12 protein-coding genes are annotated in these 22053 nt (G+C 71.6%); 3 read left to right on the top strand and 9 right to left on the bottom strand.

The annotated features are described in order from the left end of the window. The first annotated feature begins 88 nt into the window (after positions 1–88). The 3 genes from IAG44_RS27190 to IAG44_RS27180 all read left to right on the top strand — a co-directional run bounded on the left by IAG44_RS27190 (position 89) and on the right by IAG44_RS27180 (position 7449). Positions 89–2263 carry a bifunctional glycosyltransferase/CDP-glycerol:glycerophosphate glycerophosphotransferase gene (locus IAG44_RS27190; protein ID WP_187749697.1) on the top strand — a complete coding sequence of 725 codons (2175 nt, stop codon included), beginning with the start codon at positions 89–91 and terminating at the stop codon, positions 2261–2263. Positions 2264–2335: 72 nt separating this feature from the next. Further along, entirely contained in the window at positions 2336–5878 is a 3543-nt protein-coding gene (locus tag IAG44_RS27185) for a bifunctional glycosyltransferase/CDP-glycerol:glycerophosphate glycerophosphotransferase (RefSeq protein ID WP_187749696.1), read from the top strand. A gap of 20 nt (positions 5879–5898) precedes the next feature. Continuing rightward, entirely contained in the window at positions 5899–7449 is a 1551-nt protein-coding gene (locus IAG44_RS27180) for a DUF6020 family protein (RefSeq protein WP_187749695.1), read from the top strand. A gap of 93 nt (positions 7450–7542) precedes the next feature. Here the strand turns inward: IAG44_RS27180 and obgE are convergent, their stop codons facing one another. From obgE to IAG44_RS27135, 9 genes are all read right to left on the bottom strand, one after another. Continuing rightward, positions 7543–8979 (bottom strand): GTPase ObgE, encoded by a 1437-nt coding sequence (gene obgE / locus IAG44_RS27175; RefSeq protein ID WP_187749694.1) that lies wholly within the window; start codon positions 8977–8979, stop codon positions 7543–7545. Between the two features lie 116 nt (positions 8980–9095). Beyond that, positions 9096–9350 (bottom strand): 50S ribosomal protein L27, encoded by a 255-nt coding sequence (gene rpmA, locus IAG44_RS27170; protein WP_040253648.1) that lies wholly within the window; start codon positions 9348–9350, stop codon positions 9096–9098. Positions 9351–9364: 14 nt separating this feature from the next. Beyond that, the gene (gene rplU, locus IAG44_RS27165) at positions 9365–9685 is read right to left on the bottom strand and encodes a 50S ribosomal protein L21 (protein ID WP_187749693.1); all 321 of its coding nucleotides are present in this window, start codon (positions 9683–9685) and stop codon (positions 9365–9367) included. 340 nt (positions 9686–10025) lie between these two features. Then, the gene (locus IAG44_RS27160) at positions 10026–13940 is read right to left on the bottom strand and encodes an Rne/Rng family ribonuclease (RefSeq protein ID WP_187749692.1); all 3915 of its coding nucleotides are present in this window, start codon (positions 13938–13940) and stop codon (positions 10026–10028) included. Between the two features lie 275 nt (positions 13941–14215). Next, positions 14216–14983 carry a TIGR03936 family radical SAM-associated protein gene (locus tag IAG44_RS27155; protein WP_187749691.1) on the bottom strand — a complete coding sequence of 256 codons (768 nt, stop codon included), beginning with the start codon at positions 14981–14983 and terminating at the stop codon, positions 14216–14218. A 48-nt stretch (positions 14984–15031) separates the two neighbouring features. After that, positions 15032–16129, bottom strand: a complete 1098-nt coding sequence (locus IAG44_RS27150) for a hypothetical protein (RefSeq protein WP_187749690.1) — start codon at positions 16127–16129, stop codon at positions 15032–15034. An 87-nt stretch (positions 16130–16216) separates the two neighbouring features. Continuing rightward, positions 16217–18232: a restriction endonuclease gene (locus IAG44_RS27145; protein ID WP_187749689.1), complete on the bottom strand. Its 2016-nt coding sequence runs from the start codon at positions 18230–18232 to the stop codon at positions 16217–16219. A gap of 110 nt (positions 18233–18342) precedes the next feature. After that, entirely contained in the window at positions 18343–20271 is a 1929-nt protein-coding gene (locus tag IAG44_RS27140) for a TIGR03960 family B12-binding radical SAM protein (protein WP_187749688.1), read from the bottom strand. A gap of 72 nt (positions 20272–20343) precedes the next feature. Continuing rightward, positions 20344–22050, bottom strand: a complete 1707-nt coding sequence (locus tag IAG44_RS27135; RefSeq protein ID WP_187749687.1) for a CYTH and CHAD domain-containing protein — start codon at positions 22048–22050, stop codon at positions 20344–20346. Positions 22051–22053 lie beyond the last annotated feature (3 nt).

Raw genomic sequence — 22053 nt, 5'->3', positions numbered from 1 at the left:
GGAACCCGAGTCCGCCGGGGCCCCTCCTCAAGACCGAGGCACAACAGCCCCGGCGCCCGCCTCCTCGTCGCGAAAGCCACTGCCCCACATGACTGCCACTGGTTCCGAAGACCGGCCCCCGCGTTTCAGCATCGTCGTGCCCGCGTACGGCGTGGAGGCGTATCTGCGCGACTGCCTCGACTCCGTGCTGGAGCAGGCGTACGGGGACTTCGAGATCATCGCGGTCAACGACGCCTCGCCGGACGGCTGCGGCGAGATCATGTCCGAATACGCGGCGGCCGACCCGCGCGTGATCGACGTCCAGCTGACGCGGAACGTGGGGCTGGGCCGGGCGCGCAACGCCGGTATGGAGCGGGCGCGCGGCGACTACCTGATCTTCCTCGACAGCGACGACGTGATGCTGCCCGGCTCCCTCCAGGCGATCGCGGGCCGCCTGGAGGACACCGGCGACCCGGAGCTGCTGGTCTACGACTACGACCGCACCTACTGGGACGGCCGGATCACCCCGAACGCCAAGCGCAAGGCGCTCACCGACGCCCCGGCGGGCTCGTTCGGCCTCGACGACCACCCGGTGCTCCTCGAACTCCTCCAGGTCGCCTGGAACAAGGCGTACCGGCGTGACTTCATCGAGCGCTGGGGGTTCGTCTACCCGACGGGCTACTACGAGGACACCCCCTGGACCTACCCGGTGCTGGTGGCCGCCGAGACCATCGCCGTCCTCGACCGGGTGTGCGTGCACTACCGGCAGCGCCGCCAGGGCTCGATCCTGTCCTCGGCGAGCCGCAAGCACTTCGAGGTCTTCGACCAGTACGACCTGGTCTTCGGGTTCCTCGCCGCGCACCCCGAGTTCGACCGCTGGCGGGGCCCGCTGTTCGAGCGGATGGCGTTCCACCTCGGCGTCATCGAGCGCATGCCGGGACGGCTGCCCGCGGGCGCCCGCGCCGAGTTCCGCGCCCGCCGCCTGGAGGCCGAGCGCACCCACCGCCCGGCGGGCTACCGGGACCCCGCGAAGAAGCCGGCCAAGTCCGGCGTCCGCCGGGTCGCGAACCGGCTGCCGAACCGGCTGCGCAAGCCCGCGCGGACGGCGTACCGGGCGGCGGCCAAGCTGAAGAAGCCGGTGCGCACGGCCGTCCTCATGGCGTACTACCGGGCTCAGCGGATGCTGCCGGTGAAGAAGGACACGGCGGTGTTCGCCGCGTACTGGAACGCCGACTACGCCTGCAACCCGGCGGCGATCGACCAGAAGCTGCGGGAGCTGGCGCCGGCCGTGAAGCCGACGTGGGTGCTGAAGCCGAACCCGCGCAACCGGCCGCCGGCCGGGACACCGACCGTGCACCCCGGGTCGTTCGCGTTCTGGCGGGCGATGGCGCGCTCCCAGTACTTCGTCAACAACGTCAACTTCCCGACCCGCGTGGTGAAGCGGCGCGGGCAGGTCTTCGTGCAGACCCACCACGGCACGCCGCTCAAGCGGATGGGTGTCGACCAGGTCGAATACCCGCTGGGCGCCGCCCAGTTGGACATGCGGCTGCTGATGGACCGGGTCGACCGCTGGGACTACAGCGTCTCCTCCAACAGCTTCACCACCGCGATCTGGGACCGCGCCTACCCCTCCCCGTCGTACACGTCCCTCGACTACGGCTACCCGCGCAACGACGTCCTCGCCAACGCCACCGAGGACGACCGCCGGGCGGCCCGCGCGAAGCTGGGGCTGGCCGAGGACGAGAAGGTCGTCCTGTACGCCCCCACCCACCGCGACTACCAGTCGACGCCCCAGCCCCTCCTGGACGTCGAGCACTTCGCGCAGCGCATCGGCGCCGGGTTCACGGTCCTGGTGCGCGCCCACTACTTCAACCTCGACGCTTCTCATGGCGGCAGCGAGGGCGTCATCGACGTCAGCGGCCACCCGAACGTGGAGGAGCTGTACCTCGCCGCGGACTGTCTCCTCACGGACTACTCGTCCCTGATGTTCGACTACGCCATCCTCGACCGGCCGATCGTCCTGTACGCCAACGACTGGGACGTCTACCGCGCCACCCGCGGCACCTATTTCGACATCCACTCCGTGTCACCCGGTCCGGTGGTGGCAACCAGGGACGACCTCATCGACGTCTTCCGCTCGGGACGCTGGTCCGACGACACGTCCACGAAGGCCCGCGCCGAGTTCCGCAGGCGGTTCTGCGAGTTCGACGACGGGCGGGCGGCGGAACGCGTGGTGCGGCGCGTTTTCCTGGGCCAGGAGCCGGAGCCTCCCGTGCGAGGCTAGTGCCACGGTGTCCGGCGAGTCCGGTCGTGTCCGTCATCGCCCGCCACAGCTTGAGAAAGGCGCAGTACCCCGATGCCTCCCCGTCTGTCAGTAGTCGTTCCCGTCTACAACGTGGAACTCTTCCTCGACGAGTGTCTGCAGTCCCTCGCGGACCAGACGTTCACCGACTGGGAGGCCGTCGTGGTCGACGACGGCTCGACGGACGGCAGTCTCGCGATCGCCGAGCGGTGGGCGGCCAAGGACGACCGGATCAGAGTCGTCCCGCAGAAGAACCAGGGCCTCGGCCCGGCCCGCAACACGGGTGTCGACCACCTCACCGAGGGCACCGAGTACCTGGCGTTCGTCGACAGCGACGACATCGTCCTGCCGGACGCCTACGAGCGGTTCGTCGCGAGCCTCGACAAGACGGGCTCGGACTTCGCGAGCGGCAACGTCAACCTGCTGCGGGCCGGCGAGGTCAGCAAGTCCCCGCTGCACCAGAAGCGGCTGCGCACCGACCGCGAGCGCACCCACATCAGCCGCGACAAGGACCTCGTCTACGACCGCACCGCGTGGAACAAGGTCTTCCGGCGCTCCTTCTGGGAGCAGCACCGCTTCGAGTTCCCCGGCATCCTCTACGAGGACGCCCCGGTCACCCTGCCCGCGCACTTCCTCGCGAAGTCGGTGGACGTGCTGGGCGAGCCGGTCTACCTGTGGCGCCAGCGCACCGGCGGCGCCCCCTCGATCACCCAGCGGCGCACCGAGCCCGTCAACGTCCGCGACCGGATCCGCTCCTGCGACTCGGTGAGCCGCTTCCTCGCCTCCCAGCCCGGCGAGAAGTACGCCGCGCACAAGCGCTGGTACGACGAGATCTTCATCACCGACGAACTCCCCCTGTTCATGGGCGTCCTCGACGAGGCGGGGGACGAGTTCCGTGAGCTGTTCATGACCGGCGCCGCCGACTTCCTGGGCCGTGTCGACCCGACGGTCTTCCCCCGGCTGCCCGTCTCGCTGCGCCTGAAGTGCCACCTCATCCAGGAGAAGCGCCTGGAGGAGCTGATGGAGCTGCTGGCCTACGAGCGGGAGACCGGGCGCGCCGTGCCCGTCGTCCGCCAGGGCCTCAAGCACTTCGCGAACTACCCGGTGCTGTCGGGCAAGGGCGCGGTGCCGCGTGAGGTGCTGCGGGTCGACGCCGACTTCGCGGCGCGCGCCCGCGCCGAGGAGGTCGTCTGGCAGAACGGCCGGCTGCGCATCAAGGGCCACGCCTACATCCGCAACCTCGCCGCCGAGCGGCCCCAGCCGACGACGCTGCGGGTGCTGATGCTGCGCGAGACCGGCAGCCGCCGCACGGTCCTGGTCCGCCCCAACCGCGTCCAGGCCGCGCGCGCCACGCAGACGTCCGGCCAGTCGCTGCACAACTACGACTGGTCCGGGTTCTCCCTGGACCTCGACCCGCGCAAGTTCAAGGCGCGCGGCGGCTGGCGGGACGGCGTGTGGCGGCTGACCGTCGCCACCGTCCAGCAGGGCATCGTGCGCCGCACCCGCCTCAAGGCCGGCGAGAGCGGCAGCGCCGAGAGCCCCGTGCCGTACTGGGTCGAGTCCGACGTCCGCGTCGTGCCGTTCGTCACCGACGAGCACATCTACCTGCGCGTCGAGCGCGTCCGCGGCAAGCTCACCGGGCACCGGGTCGAGGACGGCGTCCTGGAGCTGACCGGCGCGCTGGGCCACGAGGCCGTGAACGGCACGCTGGGGCTGCGGCTCACGCACGGCTCGACGCAGGACACGCTGGCGTACGACGTCGAGCGCGACGGGCGGACGTTCACCGCGCGGATCCCGCTCGCCGACCTCGCCGTCGACGGCCGTGACGTCGCCAACTGGGACCTCACCGACAAGTGGACCGCCGAGCTGTCCGTCGACGGGCGTTTCCACCCCGTCGCCGTCGCGCCCGGCGAGGGGGGCCTGACCAGCCAGTACCCCTTCGACGGCGAGGCCGTGTGGGGGGTGCGCTCGGTGTCCGTCGCCGACGACGGCGTGGGCCGCCTCGCGCTGCGCACGCAGGCCGCGCAGCCGTCGGTCACCGAGCTGTCCGTCAGCCCCGAGGGGCGGATCACCCTCGCCGGGGCGCTGCCGGTCACGCTCGACGAGCCCGTCGAGATCGTCATGCGGCACAGCCGCCACTCCGAGGAGCACTCCGCGCCGGCCGTGCTCGACGACGGAGTCTTCCGCGCCGAGTTCCTGCCCGTCCCGGACAGCATCAGCGAGGTCCCGCTCCGGCAGGGCCGCTGGTACCTGACGGCGCGTGCCGCCGAGAGCCGGACCGAGGTGCCGCTGCGGGTCGCGCCGGCCGCGCTCGGCGCGCTGCCGCTGCGCTTCACCGTGCGCGGCCGCGACTACGCCCTCACGCACCGCTTCTTCGACCGCCTCCTCATCGAGGCCGCGCCCGACCTGCTGCCCGACGAGTTCGGCTGGTTCCGCCAGCGCGAGCTGCGCACCGGCGTGTACGCCGTGGCCCGTACGGCCCCGCTGCGCGACACCGTCCTGTACGCCTCGTTCTCCGGCCGCCAGTACTCCGACTCGCCGCGCGCGGTCTACGAGGAGCTGCTGCGCCGGGGCGACGACCTGGAGCACATCTGGGTCGTCGAGGACAAGCGCGCGCAGATCCCCGAGGGCGTGAAGGTGATCCGGCGCTGGAGCCGCGACTGGTACGAGGCGCTGGGCCGCTCCCGGTACATCGTCACCAACACCCACCTCCCGCACTGGATCCGCCGCCGCGAGGGCCAGGTCATCGTGCAGACCTGGCACGGCACCCCCCTCAAGCGCATCGGCCACGACATCGACAGCGTCCAGTTCGCCGACCGCAAGTACCTCTCCAAGGTCGCCGAGGAGACGCCCAGCTGGAGCTTCCTCGTCTCCCCGAACCGGTTCTCGACGCCGATCATGAAGCGGGCGTTCCAGTTCGACGGGGAGATCCTGGAGTCCGGCTACCCGCGCAACGACCTCCTCCTCGCCAAGGGCACCGAGGAGACGGCCGCCGAGGTGCGCAAGCGGATCGGGCTGCCCGAGGGCAAGAAGGTCGTGCTGTACGCGCCGACCTGGCGCGACGACCAGTTCTACCGGGCCGGGAACTACAAGTTCGACCTGCGGGTCGATGTGAAGAAGGCCCGCGAGAAGCTGGGCGACGACCACGTCCTGCTGGTGCGCAAGCACTCCAACATCGTCGACGCGGTGCCCGGCGCCGGGGACGGCTTCGTCTTCGACGTCTCCAGCTACCCGGACATCGCCGAGCTGTACCTCATCACCGACATCCTCGTCACGGACTACTCGTCGCTCATGTTCGACTTCGCGAACACGGGCCGTCCGATGCTGTTCTTCACGTACGACCTCGAGTACTACCGCGACCAACTGCGGGGCTTCTACTTCGACTTCGAGCAGCAGGCCCCCGGCCCGCTGCTGCAGACCTCCGACGACCTCATCGACGCGCTCGGCGACATCGAGCGCATCCACGCCTCCTACGCGGACGCGTACACCGAGTTCAAGAAGATGTTCTGCGACCTCGACGACGGCCACGCCGCCGAGCGGGTCATCACCCGGATGCTGGAGCTCGCCCACCCCGACCGACCTGCCACGGAGCGTTGAGAGTGCCCACTGTCTCGTCGATGCGGACCAGCCTGAGAGAGGGCTGGGAGCGCATCCCGCCGAAACGCCGCATGCCCCTGACGGTGTACGCCGTCACCCAGGTGATCTTCCTGCTGTGGTGGGCGGCCTTCTACCCGGGCGGGATGAGCTACGACTCGATCTCCTACGTCTGGCACGTCACCACCGGGCACTGGATGTCCAACCACTCGGTCGCGTACGACGGACTGGTCTGGCTCTCCATCAAGCTCACCGGCGACCTGGCGCTGCTGACGTTCGGCCAGTCCGTCGGCATGGCCGCGGCGCTCGCGTACGTCGCCGTCACGCTGCGGCACTTCGGGGTGCCCGGGAAGTTCAGCGCGCTCGCGGCGATCGCGTGCGCGGTGCTGCCGTCCATCGGGACGTTCACGATCTTCGTGTGGAAGGACGTCCCGTTCGTCATCGGCGCGCTCCTCGCGTTCGGGGCGGCGGGGCGGCTCGTCGTACGCCGGATGCGGGAGCGGCAGGCGGTACGCGACAAGGCGTTCCGCGACCAGGTCGTGGTGCTGTTCACCGGGTTCCTGATGATGGGGCTGTTCCGCAACAACGGGCTGCTCGTCGCGGTGATCGCCTGCCCGGTGCTGCTGCTCGTGCTGCCCAGGATGCGACGCGCGATACTCGTCGCCACCGTCATCCCGACGGTCGTCTCCGCCGCGCTGCAACTGGTCATCTACCCGGCGCTCGGTGTGCAGACGCCGACCAAGGACCAGGTGTACGCCCTCAACTACGCGGACATCGCCGTCGTGTACGGCGAGGCGCCGTGGACGTTCACCTCCGCCGACAAGAAGCTCATGGCCGAGGTCGCGCCGCTGTCCCACTGGAGCGGGCGCGCGGCGAACTGCTGGAACGCCGACTGGGCGATGAAGAAGCCCATGAACCGCAAGAAGGCCGCCGAGCTCAACGACCAGCTCCTGGAGCTGTGGGGCCGGGTCGCCGAGCGCACCCCGGACAAGCTGATCGGGGCGCGGCTGTGCCGTTCCCAGATCGCCTGGGGCATCTTCCCCGGGCCCGCCTCGATGGACGGCGACACGCTGATCTCCGTCCCGTCCGTGCCGAAGAACCTCTACGGCTGGGCCGACTGGAACCCCGAGATGCGTGACAGCCCCTACCGGGACGAGCTGCGCATCCGCCCGCTGAGCGACACCCTCCACGACGCCGCGTACTTCACGTGGAAGGCCAGCAAGGCGCCGCAGCTCCAGTGGATCCTCTTCCGGGGCGCCTTCTGGTGCTACGCCGCCTACGCCGTCTTCTACGTCTTCTCCCGCCGCAACCGCTCCTGGGCGCCGGTCGGCATGCTGGCCATTCCGCTGGCCCTCCAGCTGACGGTCGTCGCCGCCAACCCCGCCCCTCTGGCCCGCTACATGTTCGCCCCGATGTTCCTGGGCATCATGACGATCCCGCTGCTGGCCGCCCGCCCCAAGTGGGGACGCGCCCGGGAGGCCGTGGCCGTGGAGCCGTCGGCAGAGACTTCCCCGGAGCCGTCGAAGCCCGCGGAACCGAAGAAGTCCGAGGCTTCCCCGGAGCCGGTCGCCTGAGACACACCGCACAGCGAAAGGGCCCGCCCACTTCCCCCGGAGGGACAGTGGGCGGGCCCTTTCGCTGTCTGGTGAGCGGCGTGGATCAGCGGCTCAGAACGGCTCGAAGCCCTCGAACTCCTGGGTCGCCTCGTCCCGTTCCGCCTGCTTGTCGCGGCGGCGCTGGGTCGCGGGGCGGGGGGCCTCGAAGCGGTGGTCCTCGCCTCGGCGGCCGAGCATTTCGGCGCCGGCCATGACGGTGGGCTCCCAGTCGAAGACGACCGCGTTGTCCTCGGGGCCGATGGCGACGCCGTCGCCGGAGCGGGCGCCCGCCTTCAGGAGTTCGTCCTCGACGCCGAGGCGGTTGAGGCGGTCGGCGAGGTAGCCGACGGCCTCGTCGTTGTTGAAGTCGGTCTGGCGGATCCAGCGCTCGGGCTTCTCGCCCCGGACCCGGTAGAGCCCGTCCTCCTCGCGCACGACGGTGAAGCCGGCGTCGTCCACGGCCTTGGGCCGGATGACGATCCGGGTCGCCTCCTCCTTCGGCTTCGCGGCCCGCGCCCTGCCCACCAACTCGGCGAGGGCGAAGGAGAGTTCGCGCAGGCCGAGGTGTGCGACGGCGGACACCTCGAAGACGCGGTAGCCGCGCGCCTCCAGGTCGGGGCGGACCATCTCCGCGAGGTCCTTGCCGTCGGGGATGTCGGTCTTGTTGAGGACGACGATCCGCGGCCGGTCGCCCAGCCCGCCGTACTGCCTCAGCTCCTCCTCGATGACGTCGAGGTCGGAGAGGGGGTCGCGCTCGGACTCCAGCGTCGCCGTGTCGAGGACGTGCACGAGGACACTGCACCGCTCGACGTGCCGCAGGAACTCCAGGCCGAGCCCCTTGCCCTGGCTGGCGCCGGGGATGAGGCCGGGGACGTCCGCGATCGTGTAGACCGTCGAACCGGCCGTCACCACACCGAGGTTGGGGACCAGCGTCGTGAACGGGTAGTCGGCGATCTTCGGCTTCGCCGCCGACAGCACCGAGATCAGCGACGACTTCCCCGCGCTCGGGTACCCGACGAGCGCGACGTCCGCGACCGTCTTCAGTTCGAGGACGATGTCCTGGACGTCACCCGGCACGCCCAGCAGCGCGAACCCGGGCGCCTTGCGGCGGGCCGACGCCAGCGCCGCGTTCCCGAGGCCGCCCCGGCCGCCCTGCGCGGCGACGTACGAGGTGCCGTGGCCGACGAGGTCCGCGAGGACGTTGCCCGCCTTGTCCAGGACGACCGTGCCGTCCGGGACCGTCAGGACCAGGTCCTGGCCGTCCTTGCCCTGCCGGTTGCCGCCCTCGCCGGGCTTGCCGTTGGTCGCCTTGCGGTGCGGGGAGTGGTGGTATTCGAGCAGCGTCGTCACGGACTGGTCGACCGTGAGGATCACGTCACCGCCGCGTCCCCCGTTCCCGCCGTCGGGCCCGCCGAGCGGCTTGAACTTCTCGCGGTGGACGGAGGCACAGCCGTGACCTCCGTTACCCGCGGCGACATGCAGTTCGACGCGGTCCACGAAGGTGGTCATGGTAGGTGCCTCCAAAGAAGAAACAGGGTGTTGCCTATACCAACACGCGAAAGGCGGACCCGCCTTCCCGAACGGGAAGTGAGGTCCGCCTCGCGAAGCTTTCCGAATCAGCCGATTCAGGCGACCGGAACGATGTTCACGACCTTGCGGCCACGGAACGTACCGAACTCCACCGCACCGGGCTGGAGCGCGAACAGCGTGTCGTCGCCGCCACGACCGACACCCGAACCCGGGTGGAAGTGCGTGCCGCGCTGACGGACCAGGATCTCACCCGCGTTGACGACCTGACCGCCGAAGCGCTTCACGCCGAGCCGCTGGGCATTGGAGTCGCGACCGTTCCGGGTGGACGATGCGCCCTTCTTGTGTGCCATTGCTCAGTCCCTCTTTACTTCGCGGCCGTCGGGATGGACGTGACCTTGATCGCCGTGTACTGCTGACGGTGACCCTGGCGACGGCGGTAGCCGGTCTTGTTCTTGTAGCGAAGGATGTCGATCTTCACACCCTTGTGGTGGTCCACGACCTCGGCCTGGACCTTGATCCCGGCCAGCACCCACGGGTCGCTGGTCACGGACTCGCCGTCGACAACGAGCAGGGTCGAGAGCTCGACCGTGTCGCCAACCTTGGCAGTGGAAATCTTGTCAACCTCAACGATGTCGCCGACAGCAACCTTGTGCTGGCGACCACCGCTGCGCACGATGGCGTACACGCGGATCTCTCTTTCGCTCGGAAAACGGCACCCCCGCAGGCCAGCCACCCGGTGAAGTCACGGAGCAGCCTCTCCCGGTCACGAGCCGCACCCGGAAGGAAGAGGTTTACGGGGATGTGGCGCACAAAAAACACGCCGACGACCAAGGCTACGAGCTAGCCCACCCAATGGTCAAACCGGGCGATGGCCAGCAGCTGAACAGACGCCTGGGCAACGCCCTGTTCTTTAGGGGCGCGGGGAACTGCGCGACAAGCCACATCAGACCCGCAGCCGCCCCACGACAAAGCCCGGCACCCCCTGCGAAGCAACCCGCTCCACAGGAAATGCCGGGCCGAACGACTCAGCTCTCGTCAGCCGAAGCAGACGCCGAAGCCGACACCGACGGCGCAGCCGCCTGCTCAGCCGCAGCGGTCTTCTTCGCCGCAGCCTTAGTCGCCTTCTTGGCCGTCGTCTTCTTCGCCGCGGTCTTCTTCGCAGCCGTGGTCGTCTTCTTGGCCGCCGTCTTCTTCGCGGTAGCGGCCTTCTTCGCCGTGGCCTTCTTGGCCGTCTTCCGCGCAGCGGTCTTCTTGACCGGCGCCTCAGCCTCAGCCCCGGCACCCGCCTCCGAAGCCGCCGGCACCACCACAACCGCCGCCTCTTCGGAAGAACTCGGCGCCGCAACCTCCCGCACGGCCCGCCGACGCGGACGCGCAGGCGCCGCAACCTCGGCAACCGGCCCCGAGGCGACCTCGGCAACCGGCTCCACCGGAGCAGCCGCCTCGACGACCGTCACCACAGCGGCCTCGGCCCCAGCGGGCGACCCCGCCGGCGCGGACGCCTTCCGCGTGGCCCGCCGACGCGGACGCCCCGCAGGCTCAGCGGCAGCCACAGCAGCGGCCTCGACAGGCGCGGCAGCCTCTTCGACCACCGGCGCGGTCTCCTCGACCACCGGCGCGGCTTCCTCGACGACCGGCGCCACCGGATCCTCGACGGCCACCGGATCGGCCACCACCTCAGCAGCGGCGACCGGGGCCTCAGCGGCAGCAGGCGCCTCGGTCACGGATTCCTCCGCGACCCGCCCCTTACGCCCAGCCCCCGCGGGCGACGAGACCCGACGGCTGGCCCGCCGCCTCCCCCGCCCCCGCGACGCCGCGGCCTCAGCCTCGGCGACGCTGCTGAACAGCTCCTCGTCAGGCTCGAACTCGGGCGAGGCGAGAGCGACCGGCGCGGCCACCTCAGCGGCGACCTCCGCCACACTCTCCTCCGCGAACGGCACCGGCGCCGGCATGGCGACGGCCTCGACGTGCTCGTGCTCGTCGCCCCCGCGCCCCCGCTTCTTCCGCTTGCCCCCGGACGCCGACGGCTGGTCGAGGTGCACGATCACACCCCGCCCGTTGCAGTGCACGCACGTCTCGGAGAAGGACTCGAGCAGCCCCTGCCCGACCCGCTTGCGCGTCATCTGCACGAGCCCGAGCGACGTCACCTCGGCGACCTGGTGCTTCGTCCGGTCCCGCCCGAGGCATTCGAGCAGGCGCCGCAGCACGAGGTCCCGGTTCGACTCCAGGACCATGTCGATGAAGTCGATGACGATGATCCCGCCGAGGTCCCGCAGCCGCAGCTGACGGACGATCTCCTCGGCCGCCTCCAGGTTGTTGCGTGTGACGGTCTCTTCGAGGTTGCCGCCCTGCCCGGTGAACTTCCCGGTGTTGACGTCGACGACGACCATCGCCTCGGTCCGGTCGATCACCAGCGAGCCACCGCTCGGCAGCCACACCTTGCGATCCAGCGCCTTGGCCAGCTGCTCGTCGATCCGGTACGTCGCGAAGACGTCGACCTCGGACGTCCACCGCGACAGCCGCCCGGCGAGGTCCGGCGCGACGTGCGACACGTACCCGTGGATGGTCTGCCAGGCGTCGTCACCGCTGACGACGACCTTGGTGAAGTCCTCGTTGAAGATGTCCCGCACGACCCGGACGGTCATGTCGGGCTCGCCGTACAGCAGCGCGGGCGCGTTGCCGGTCTTGGCCTTCTTCTGGATCTCCTCCCACTGCGCCTGGAGCCGTTCGACGTCACGGCGCAGCTCGTCCTCGCTCGCGCCCTCGGCCGCCGTGCGCACGATGACGCCCGCGTCCTCGGGGACGATCTTCTTGAGGATCGTCTTCAGGCGCGCCCGCTCGGTGTCGGGCAGCTTGCGGCTGATGCCGGTCATCGAGCCCTCGGGGACGTACACGAGGTAGCGCCCCGGCAGCGAGACCTGGCTGGTCAGACGCGCGCCCTTGTGCCCGATCGGGTCCTTGGTGACCTGCACGAGCACCGACTGGCCCGACTTCAGCGCCGACTCGATGCGCCGGGGCCCGTTGGCCATCCCCAGCGCCTCGAAGTTGACCTCACCGGCGTACAGGACGGCGTTGCGCCCCTTGCCGATGTCGATGAACGCGGCCTCCATGGACGGCAGCACGTTCTGGACCTTGCCCAGGTAGACGTTGCCGACGTACGACGTCGACTGCTCCTTGTTGACGTAGTGCTCGACGAGCACCCCGTCCTCCAGGACGCCGATCTGCGTGCGCTCGTGGCTCTGCCGGACGACCATGACGCGCTCGACGGCCTCACGGCGGGCCAGGAACTCGGCCTCCGTGATGATCGGCACGCGCCGGCGCCCCTGCTCGCGCCCCTCGCGGCGGCGCTGCTTCTTCGCCTCAAGGCGCGTCGACCCCTTGATCGACTGCACCTCGTCCGACGGCTCGGCCTGCTTGCGCGGCTCACGCACCTTGACGACGGTCCGCTCGGGGTCGCCGTCACCGGGCTCGACCTCGGCACCGGAGTCTCCGGCGCGACGACGCCGACGGCGCCGACGGCGCGAACCGGCGGTGGAACCGGCGGCACCCTCATCGACGTCCGCGTCGTCCTCGGTCTCCTGCTCGGCGGTGTCCTCGGCATCCTGCTCAGCCTGCTCGGCGGCCAGCTCGTCGGCGTCCTCGTCGAACGCCTCACCGCGGCGCCGGCGACGGCCACCGCGACGGCGGCGACGGCGCGAACCGGTCTCCTCGGCCTCGTCGTCGACGGAGTCCTCGGCGTCGTCCGCCTCCTCGGGCTCGTCCTCGACGACGGGCTGCTCGACGACGGGCTGCTCGGCGGCCGGCTCCTCGACGGGGGCGGCACCGCGACGGCGGCGACGGCGGCGCGAACCGGCGGGCTCGGCGGGCTCCTCGACGACCGGCGCCTCGACGGCCTCGGCCTCGGTGACCTCGGCCTCGATCTCGGCGTCCAGCTCGGCCTCGGGCTCCGGCTCCACCACGGCGGCAGCGGCCTCGGCCGCCGCGCGCTCGGGCGTCTGGAACTTCGGCTCGGTGAACACGGGCGCCTGGAAGACGGCGACGGCCGGGCGCGCGGGGCGCTTCGGCGACTCGTCGACGGCGGCAGCGGACTCGGAGAACCCACCGGCCGCCTTGCTGACGACCCGGCGACGGGACCGGCGCGGGGCGGCGTCGTCCGAGGCCGGGGCCTCTGCGGCGGGGGCCTTGGGGGTGCGGGTCCGTGCGGCGGCGGCCTTGGGGGCGCGCACCTCGGCCTGCTCGGCGGGGGCGGCAGCGGCGGGCGCGGACGTCTCGGCCTCGGCGGCCGGGGTCTGCTCCACGGTGGCCTCGCCCTCGGGCGTGCCGGCGGGCGCGGTCACCCGGCGCGTGACACGGCGGCGCCGGCGCGAGCCGGTGTCCTCGGCGACGGCCTCCTCGACGACCGGCGCCTCGACGACGGCGGCGGGCGCGGGGACCTCGACGGGCGGCTCGACAGGCGCGGGGGCCTCGGTGACGTCGGCGGCCTTGGGGGCGCCGGCGGCCTTGGGGGCGCCGGCGGGCGCGGACGCCTTGCGGGTCGCCCGGCGCCGGGTGCGCGGGGCGGGGGTCTCAGCGTCCTCTGCGACAGCGGGCTCGACCGCGACGGGCGCGGTGGGCTCAGCGGTGGGCTCGGTGGCCGTCACGGCCTCCTCGGCGGCCTTCGGGGCACCGGCCGGCGCGGACGCCTTGCGGGTGACCCGGCGGCGGGCGCGGGGAGCGGCCTCGGCCGGCTGCTCCTCGGAAGCGGCAGCAGCGGCGGTCTCCGTCGCGGGCGTGGCCACGACGGTCTCGGCTTCGGCCTGTATGGCCGGGGCGGCCCCCTCCGCGCCGGTGGGCGGGCCCGCCGGGCGGGACGCGGCACGGCGCCGACGACGCGGCGGCAGGGTGTCGCTGGGGGTGTTGTTCTGTTCGGAACCCTCGATGGGGTCGGTCGATTCGAGCATGCGGGCGTTTCTCCCGTCAGGCTCCCGGGCGCCGCGCCTGGTCCGGCGTCAGCCATGAGGGCCGATCGCCGCTGACGTCCGCGGGTACGCGAGTCGCGTTCACCGCCGCCGGGGCGCGGGCGCCGCACGGGAGCTTTCCGTGTCCTGTCTCGCCGGTTCCGTACGCCGTGTTGCGTACGGCCTGGCGAAAGTCTTGTGGTCGGTGCGCTGCCCGACCCAGGTGGCTCCCGAGTACGAGGGCGGCGCTACGACGTCCGTCCTTCGCGGGACCTTCCCTACACCGGCGCCTTCGCGGCGGCGGTCGGTGCGGCTGTGGAGCCGGCCTCCGATGCCTCGCGGTCGGGCGCGAGCGGGTCGGTCACCGTGCCGGTCTCTTCATCGAGCAGCCCCTGCGCCAGCCTGGTCACCGCTGCGGGGACCGGCGGCGCCAGGTCGGCCACGGCGCGGAGACCGGACAGGACGTCGTCGGGTCGAACGGCAGGCGTCACGTGCCGAACAACCAGCCGCAGTATCGCACAGGGCTGGTCGGTCGGCCTATCAGCCGTTTCACTCTGTGTTGTTTCAAGGTGTACGACAGCGGCGCGGGCGTCGAAATTCCTGAGGCCGTTCTTGGTGGTCCGCTGGACCTCGACGAGCTCGGCCGCGTTGAACGCGTCCACCGCTTTCCCGGCGTCCGCCGGGTCCACGCCGTCCAGCCGCAGCTCCCACACGGACGCGGTGAGCCGGTCGGCCAGGCCCGAGGTCCGGGCCTCGACGGCGTCGACGATGTCGAGGCCGTCCGGCAGCGACTCGTCGAGCAGTTCCCGCAGGGTCTGCGGGTCCCGCCGCGCCGTCAGCGCGATCTCCAGGTACTCCGCCTCGCTGCCCGTGCCGGTGGGGGCGGCATTGGCGTACGACACCTTCGGGTGCGGGGTGAACCCCGCCGAGTACGCCATGGGCACCTCGGCGCGGCGCAGCGCCCGCTCGAAGGCGCGCTGGAAGTCACGGTGGCTGGTGAACCGGAGGCGGCCGCGCTTGGTGTAACGCAGTCGGATGCGCTGCACCGCGGGAGCGGGCGGCGGGCCTTCGGGCTGTCGCTTCGCCAGTTTCAGTCATTCCTTAGTGAGAGCGGTCGTACTTCTACCAAGAGTACGTCCCTCGCCGCTCCCGGGTTCCCGCCGAGCCACCGCTTCCCTCTCCCGTGGCCCCCCGAACAGCGCCCGCCGCAGATCGGCCCGCGTCTGCCGTACCGTCTCGCGCGCGGCGCCGAGGACCTGCCGGGTGACCCTCCCCACACTCCGCGCGGCCTCGGCGGCGGGCCGCAGGACGGCGTCCCGCACGACGTGACCGACGGGGGTCAGCACCGTCCGGTAGACCCACCGGACGGGCTCGACGAACACCCACCGGAACACCCCGACCAGGAACCGCCACACGGCGAGCGAGATCCACCCGGCGATCCGCCAGGCGTGCCCGAGCGCGTCCCCCACCTCCCGCGCGACCACCCCGAGCACCCGCGCCACCGGCGCGAGGACCCACCGCCACAGCGCGACGGCCGGCAGGACGAGCAGCACGCGGACGGTCCAGTAGAGGGCGAGCCACACACCCGTACCCAGCAGGACGACTCCACGCCACAGGCCGCCGGCGACGAACACGGCCCCCCGCCACACCCCTCGGGCACACCACCCGATCCCCCGCCCGACCGGCGCGAGCACCCACGCGTACAACCAGCGCGCGGGCGCGACCACCAGACACCGCGTCAGCCAGGCGCCCCCGGCGCCGAGCGCGGCGATCCCCGTACCGATCCCGCGCAGCACCCACATCACCCCGCGCCCGACCGGCGCGACCACCCACACCACGCCCCGCCCGAGCGGCACCAGCACATTCCGGTGGACCCACAGAACGGGCTCGACGACGAGCACCCGCCCGAGCCACCCGAGCCCCGCCCCCACCGGCACGACGACATACCGCCAGACCCCCACCACCGGCCACACGAACACGGCCTTCGCGACCCACAGCAACCCCCGCCCCACAGGCCGCAGCACGGAATCCCGCACCACCCGCCCCACCACGACGAGCCCGTCCCACACCACCCTCACGGGCACGACCAGCACCAGTACCACGATCCGCACCGGAATCCGGATCGCGACCACAAGACACCCCTCGGCATCCCGCCGAGCCCCCTGCGACTGTCCGCGCTTCTCCAGGTCCATAACGGCATAGACGCTACGCCTACCGGCAGGGATGCGCCCAAACCCCCAGTGCTCGGTATCGAACCGGCAACAACCGCTCGACCCCGGCTACTCCACGTCCAGACCGAAGTCGCGGACCAGTTCCTCCAGTCCGCCCCGGTAGCCCTTTCCGCCCAGGACGAAGTCCCAGTCGCCGGTGTCGCGGCGGCGGAAGGAGCCGAGGACCAGGGCGGTTTCGGTGGGGCGGCCGTCGGAGACCTCCAGGACGCCGAGTTCGGTGGCGCGGGCGTCGAGGAGGCGGATGCGGGCGTCGGTGAAGCCGGAGAGGTCGGCGTGGGGGTCGGTCTCGGGGTCGACGGCGGCGACGAGGACGAGGCGGTCGGCGGTCGCGGGGAGCGCGTCGAAGGCGACGCGGAGGGAGGCCCGGTCGGGGGCGGTGGGTGGCAGGGCGCGTACCGAACCGTCCGGGGTCGCCGGGTTGTTGTAGAAGACGAAGTGGTCGTCGTCCAAGACCCGGCCGCCCCGGCAGACCAGCGCGCACACGTCGAGCGCGACCGTGCCGGACCAGGACATGCCGAGGACGTTGTGCCCGTCGTCCGATGGGGTGCCCTCGCCCAACCGGCCCCGCAGGCCGTGCCGGTGCAGGAGGTCGACGAGTTCGGGTCCTGAGATCAGCTCCAGGGGCTTGCCGGTGGCGAAGTCGCGCGAGCCGGGTCCGAAGGACGACGTCGTGACCAGGACGCCCTTGTTGGCGCCCCGGTCGAGCACCGTGCCGTAGAGGTCCCGGACGGCCGTGGGCGACACCGTGTTCCGGTACCGCTTCACCTGCACGACTATGGCCCCGCCCCGGATCGGCGCCGGGTCGGTCGCGTCGACGTCCACCCCGCCGTCGCCCGAGCGCTGTGTCGTCACCGCCTCCATCCCCATCGCCCGGAACAACTGCGCGACGAGGTCTTCGAAGGCGAGCGGGTCCATGGCGTACAGGTCGGGCTCGTCGTCCTGGTGGGTGACCACGCGGTTGCCGACGTCCTGGGGACGGCGGTCCGGGCGGACGGCGGTCAACTGGTCCGGCTTGGCGGAGAGCCGGCCGCGCAGCCCGTCCGTGAGGCAGCTGACCGCGTCGACCTGCGCGAGGTTCAGGGACGTGAAGGAGGAACGCCGGGCCAAGGCGGTGACCAGGACGTGCTGGGCGCGCAGGCCGGTCGCGGGGTCGGGTCCGTCGACGAAGCCGTTGAACACCACGGAATCCAGCACGCCGGCGGCGTCGGCGGCGTACAGCTCGTGCAGGACGAGCAGCGCGGACTGCGCCACCGTCTCCCGGTACAGCGCCCGGCGCTGGGTCACGGGGCGCGCGGTCTCCCGGAACTGGTCCTCGCCCGGCGACCACCGCACCGCCTTCGCCTCGGGGACGACGCCGTAGCCGGGGAGTTCCCAGTCCAGGACGAGCTGGCGTGCCGACTGGTCGTAGGCGGCGGAGAGCTGCCGGGGGAACTCCTCCGGCCAGGACGGGGAGGCGTACAGCGCGGCGGTGAAGTACTCGACGACGGCGTCCGGTTCGCCCCGCTCCAGGCCCCGGGCCGCTTCGGTGACGCCGGCGTTGTGGCGGCGCACCTCGGTCCGCAGGCCCTCGGCCCACTGCTCGTACTGCCGCCGCTGGACGGCAAGTTGCTCCTGGCGCCGCGCCTCGGCGGCCTGGGCCGCGTACCACGCCTGCTCGAAGCGGGCGCGGGCCTCGGCCTGCGCCTGCGCACGCCCGTTGGCGGTCCACCCGCCGTGCGCCGGGAACTGGCTCGGATCCGGCATCAGCACCGGCTGGGCCAGCGCGCCGGGGTCGAAGGGCGGCACCTGCTCGGTGCGCAGCAGCGTGTCCGGACGGAACCCCGCCGCACGGCACCCGGTCGCCAGCAGCCCCTGCAACGCGGCCACCCGCGCCTCCAGCTCGGCGGTCCGCCGCGCGGCCTCCGCCTGCCGGTACGCCTTGTGGTCCTGCGCGGCCTGCCGCTGATAGGCGCGCTCCTGCCGCTCCCGCTCCCTGGCCTGCCGGGCGGCGGCCTGCGCCTGCCGCTGCTGCTGACGCTGCATCTCGGCCCAGACACCGACCGCTCCGGACCTGCGACGACTCATCGGACCGCGCCCCTCCCCACTGTGCCTGACCGACTCTATCCAGCGATCACCCCTGCTCGGAACGGCCACGGGCCCTCCCCCGGAGGGAAGGGCCCGTTCATGGGTGCTTCTTACTTGTTGACGACGCTCAGCGGCAGCAACTTCTTGCCCGTAGGCCCGACTTGGATGTGCGTGTCCATCGCCGGGCACACCCCGCAGTCGAAGCACGGCGTCCACCGGCAGTCGTCGACCTCGGTCTCGTCGAGGGCGTCCTGCCAGTCCTCCCAGAGCCAGTCCTTGTCGAGGCCGGAGTCGAGGTGGTCCCAGGGGAGGACTTCCTCGTAGGTGCGCTCGCGGGTGGTGTACCAGTCGACGTCGAGGTCGAACTCGGCGAGGGACTTGGCGGCGCAGGCCATCCAGCGGTCGTAGGAGAAGTGCTCGCGCCAGCCGTCGAAGCGGCCGCCGTCCTCGTAGACGGCGCGGATGACGGCGCCCACGCGGCGGTCGCCGCGCGACAGCAGGCCCTCGACGATGCCGGGCTTGCCGTCGTGGTAGCGGAAGCCGATGGAGCGGCCGTACTTCTTGTCGCCGCGGATCTTGTCGCGGAGCTTTTCGAGGCGGGCGTCGGTCTCCTCGGCGGAGAGCTGGGGCGCCCACTGGAAGGGGGTGTGGGGCTTGGGGACGAAGCCGCCGATGGAGACGGTGCAGCGGATGTCGTTCGCGCCGGAGACCTGACGGCCCTTGGCGATGACGTTCGCGGCCATGTCGGCGATCTGGAGGACGTCCTCGTCGGTCTCGGTCGGCAGGCCGCACATGAAGTACAGCTTGACCTGGCGCCAGCCGTTGCCGTACGCGGTGGCGACGGTACGGATGAGGTCGTCCTCGGAGACCATCTTGTTGATGACCTTGCGCATGCGCTCGGACCCGCCCTCGGGGGCGAAGGTGAGGCCGGAGCGGCGGCCGTTGCGGGTCAGCTCGTTGGCGAGGTCGACGTTGAAGGCGTCCACACGGGTGGACGGCAGGGAGAGGCCGATCTTGTCCTCGGTGTAGCGGTCGGCGAGGCCCTTGGCGATCTCGCCGATCTCGCTGTGGTCGGCGGAGGACAGGGACAGCAGGCCGACCTCCTCGAAGCCGGTCGCCTTGAGGCCCTTGTCGACCATCTCGCCGATCCCGGTGATCGACCGCTCCCGCACGGGCCGCGTGATCATCCCGGCCTGGCAGAACCGGCAGCCGCGCGTGCAGCCCCGGAAGATCTCGACGGACATCCGCTCGTGGACCGTCTCCGCGAGCGGCACGAGCGGCTGCTTCGGGTAGGGCCACTCGTCGAGGTCCATGACGGTGTGCTTCGAGACCCGCCACGGGACGCCGCTGCGGTTGGGGACGACGCGGGCGATCCGGCCGTCCGCCAGGTACTCGACGTCGTAGAACCGGGGGATGTAGACGTTGCCGGTCTTCGAGAGGCGGAACAGCACCTCCTCGCGGCCGCCGGGGCGTCCCTCCGCCTTCCACTGGCGGACGATGTCCGTGATGTCGAGGACGGCCTGCTCGCCGTCCCCGATGACCGCCGCGTCGATGAAGTCGGCGATCGGCTCGGGGTTGAACGCGGCGTGGCCGCCCGCGAGGACGATCGGGTCGTCGAGGCCGCGGTCCTTCGCCTCCAGCGGGATGCCCGCGAGGTCGAGGGCCGTGAGCATGTTGGTGTAGCCGAGCTCGGTGGAGAAGGACAGCCCGAACACGTCGAACGCCTTCACCGGGCGGTGCGAGTCCACCGTGAACTGCGGGACGCCGTGCTCCCGCATCAGCGCCTCCAGGTCCGGCCACACGCTGTACGTGCGCTCGGCGAGGACGCCGTCCCGCTCGTTCAGCACCTCGTAGAGGATCATGACGCCCTGGTTGGGCAGCCCGACCTCGTAGGCGTCCGGGTACATCAGGGCCCAGTGGACGTCGCACTCGTCCCAGGGCTTGACGGTGGAGTTCAGCTCGCCGCCCACGTACTGGATCGGCTTCTGCACATGCGGGAGCAGGGCTTCGAGCTGCGGGAACACCGACTCGACAGACATCGCGGCGAACTTTCGTGAGCTGATATGGGTGGCCTCCCAGCCTAACGCGGCCGGAAGGGTCCGCCCGCCCGCTCAGATCCCGGTCCCGCCCTTCACCCGCTCCCACAGGCCCGGCAGCTCCGCCTCGTCGTCCGCCGAGCGGCGTTCCTCGCGGCCGTACAGCAGCCCGTACGTGAACCCGCTCTCGCCCGCCGCGTGCGCCTGACCTGCGATCTCTCGCAACGCTTCGCGGGCCATCACGCTGTCCTGGTGGTCGCCGAGGAGGTTCTGGAGGGAGCGGGCGACCTTCACCATCGCGGTCGCGGGATCCCCGAGCGCGGACTGCGCGGCCTCCGCCGAATACCTGGTCCGCTTCGCCTTCTTACGGGCCTCGTGCAACGCGAAGTCCCGCTCGGGCCCGGACGACGGCTGCGCCAGCGCCTCCTCGATCAGCGCCGCGACCCGCGCGAAGTCCTTGCGGACGGCGGCGGCGATCACCTTCTCCGGCTCACCGGACGCGGCCTTCAGCAGCGGGGGTCCGGCGATCAGCGCGTCCAGCGTGTCGAGCAGGGCCAGGTACCGCCTGCCGTCCAGGACGGCGATGAGGCGCCTGCGCGAACCGCCCCGGCGGGCGTGGGACCAGGTGCGCAGACGGGTGCGGACCGGGCCGACGACCAGATGCCTCGGCAGCTTCTCCAGCCCGCCGGTGATCCGCTCGGCCAGCACCTCCTGGTCCCGGTCGACGCCCAGCTCCCCCGCGAGCCACTTCAGCTCCTCCCCGATCGGATCCGTGACCGCCCTGTCCAGCACCTTCCCGAACGACCGGAACGCGCTGCGCGCCCTGCGCGTGGCCACCCGCATCCGGTGCACCGAGTCGAACTCGTCCTGCCGGACAGCAGGATCCAGCGCGACGATCGCGTCCCGCTGAGCACTGAGGTAGGCGAGGACGTGGTGGGCGGCGGTGTGGTGGGCGGGGGTTCTACCGGGGGTCGCGCCGGGGGTTTCGCCGGGCCCGGCGGAAGACACGGGCTCGGCGGACGGCACGGGCTCACCGGCCTTGCCGGACGACTTCTCGACCTTGCCGGACTTGCCGACCTTGCCGGACGCCTTCGCGCCCTTGTCAGCCTTCCCGGACTTCGCGGACGACGCCGGCCCGGCGGACTTGGCCTGCTTGCCGGGGCTCTTCGCGGCCCCGGTCCCGGTCCCGCTCGTCTCCGCGAGGGCCCGCGCGAGCTTCGACTCGGACGCCGAGCGGCGCACGCCGGCCTTGCGGAGGCGTTTCTCGACCTGGTCGAGGAGGACGGGATCGGCGCCGTCGGCCAGCTCCACCTCGATCTCGGACCACTGCGCGGCCCCGTCTCCCCCGCTCAGCCGCTCCGCGCGCACCGCGTCCACGCTGACCTCGGCGAGGAGCCTGCCCTCGCCGTCGACCAGCTCCCGTACGTCCCGCGCCGACCTCAGCCGCACCACCGGGACCAGCTCGGCGTCCCGCACCCGTGACCTGACCAGCCCCGCGAGGCTGCGCGGCAGGCCGGCCGAGAGCGGCGCCCGCACCTCGTCCCGCACGCCCGGCGACACGGGGAACTTCAGATGCCACCCCGCGTCCGAGCCCCCGGTCCGCCGCCGCAGCGTGATCGACGCCGCCGCGAGCCGCCCGTCCGCCGTGTCGTAGTAGGTCGCGTCCAGCTCGGCCACGCCCCGGTCGAGGACCCTCTCGATCTCCCCGACCCCCGTCAGGTCCGGCAGTCCGCTCTCATCGGATTCGTACTTGCGCTCGATCTCGCGTTTCGTCTCCGCCATGAA

The sequence above is a fragment of the Streptomyces roseirectus genome (assembly GCF_014489635.1).
Taxonomy (GTDB): Bacteria; Actinomycetota; Actinomycetes; order Streptomycetales; family Streptomycetaceae; genus Streptomyces; species Streptomyces roseirectus.
The sequence above is the reverse complement of the archived record's forward strand: the minus strand, read 5'-3'. Positions and strand labels throughout refer to the sequence as shown.

Coding starts and splice junctions, on each gene's coding strand:
- IAG44_RS27190 (WP_187749697.1), top strand. CDS start 89: ATGACTGCCACTGGTTCCGAAGACCGGCCCCCGCGTTTCAGCATCGTC.
- IAG44_RS27185 (WP_187749696.1), top strand. CDS start 2,336: ATGCCTCCCCGTCTGTCAGTAGTCGTTCCCGTCTACAACGTGGAACTC.
- IAG44_RS27180 (WP_187749695.1), top strand. CDS start 5,899: ATGCGGACCAGCCTGAGAGAGGGCTGGGAGCGCATCCCGCCGAAACGC.
- obgE (WP_187749694.1), bottom strand. CDS start 8,979: ATGACCACCTTCGTGGACCGCGTCGAACTGCATGTCGCCGCGGGTAAC.
- rpmA (WP_040253648.1), bottom strand. CDS start 9,350: ATGGCACACAAGAAGGGCGCATCGTCCACCCGGAACGGTCGCGACTCC.
- IAG44_RS27160 (WP_187749692.1), bottom strand. CDS start 13,940: ATGCTCGAATCGACCGACCCCATCGAGGGTTCCGAACAGAACAACACC.
- IAG44_RS27150 (WP_187749690.1), bottom strand. CDS start 16,129: ATGGACCTGGAGAAGCGCGGACAGTCGCAGGGGGCTCGGCGGGATGCC.
- IAG44_RS27145 (WP_187749689.1), bottom strand. CDS start 18,232: ATGAGTCGTCGCAGGTCCGGAGCGGTCGGTGTCTGGGCCGAGATGCAG.
- IAG44_RS27140 (WP_187749688.1), bottom strand. CDS start 20,271: ATGTCTGTCGAGTCGGTGTTCCCGCAGCTCGAAGCCCTGCTCCCGCAT.
- IAG44_RS27135 (WP_187749687.1), bottom strand. CDS start 22,050: ATGGCGGAGACGAAACGCGAGATCGAGCGCAAGTACGAATCCGATGAG.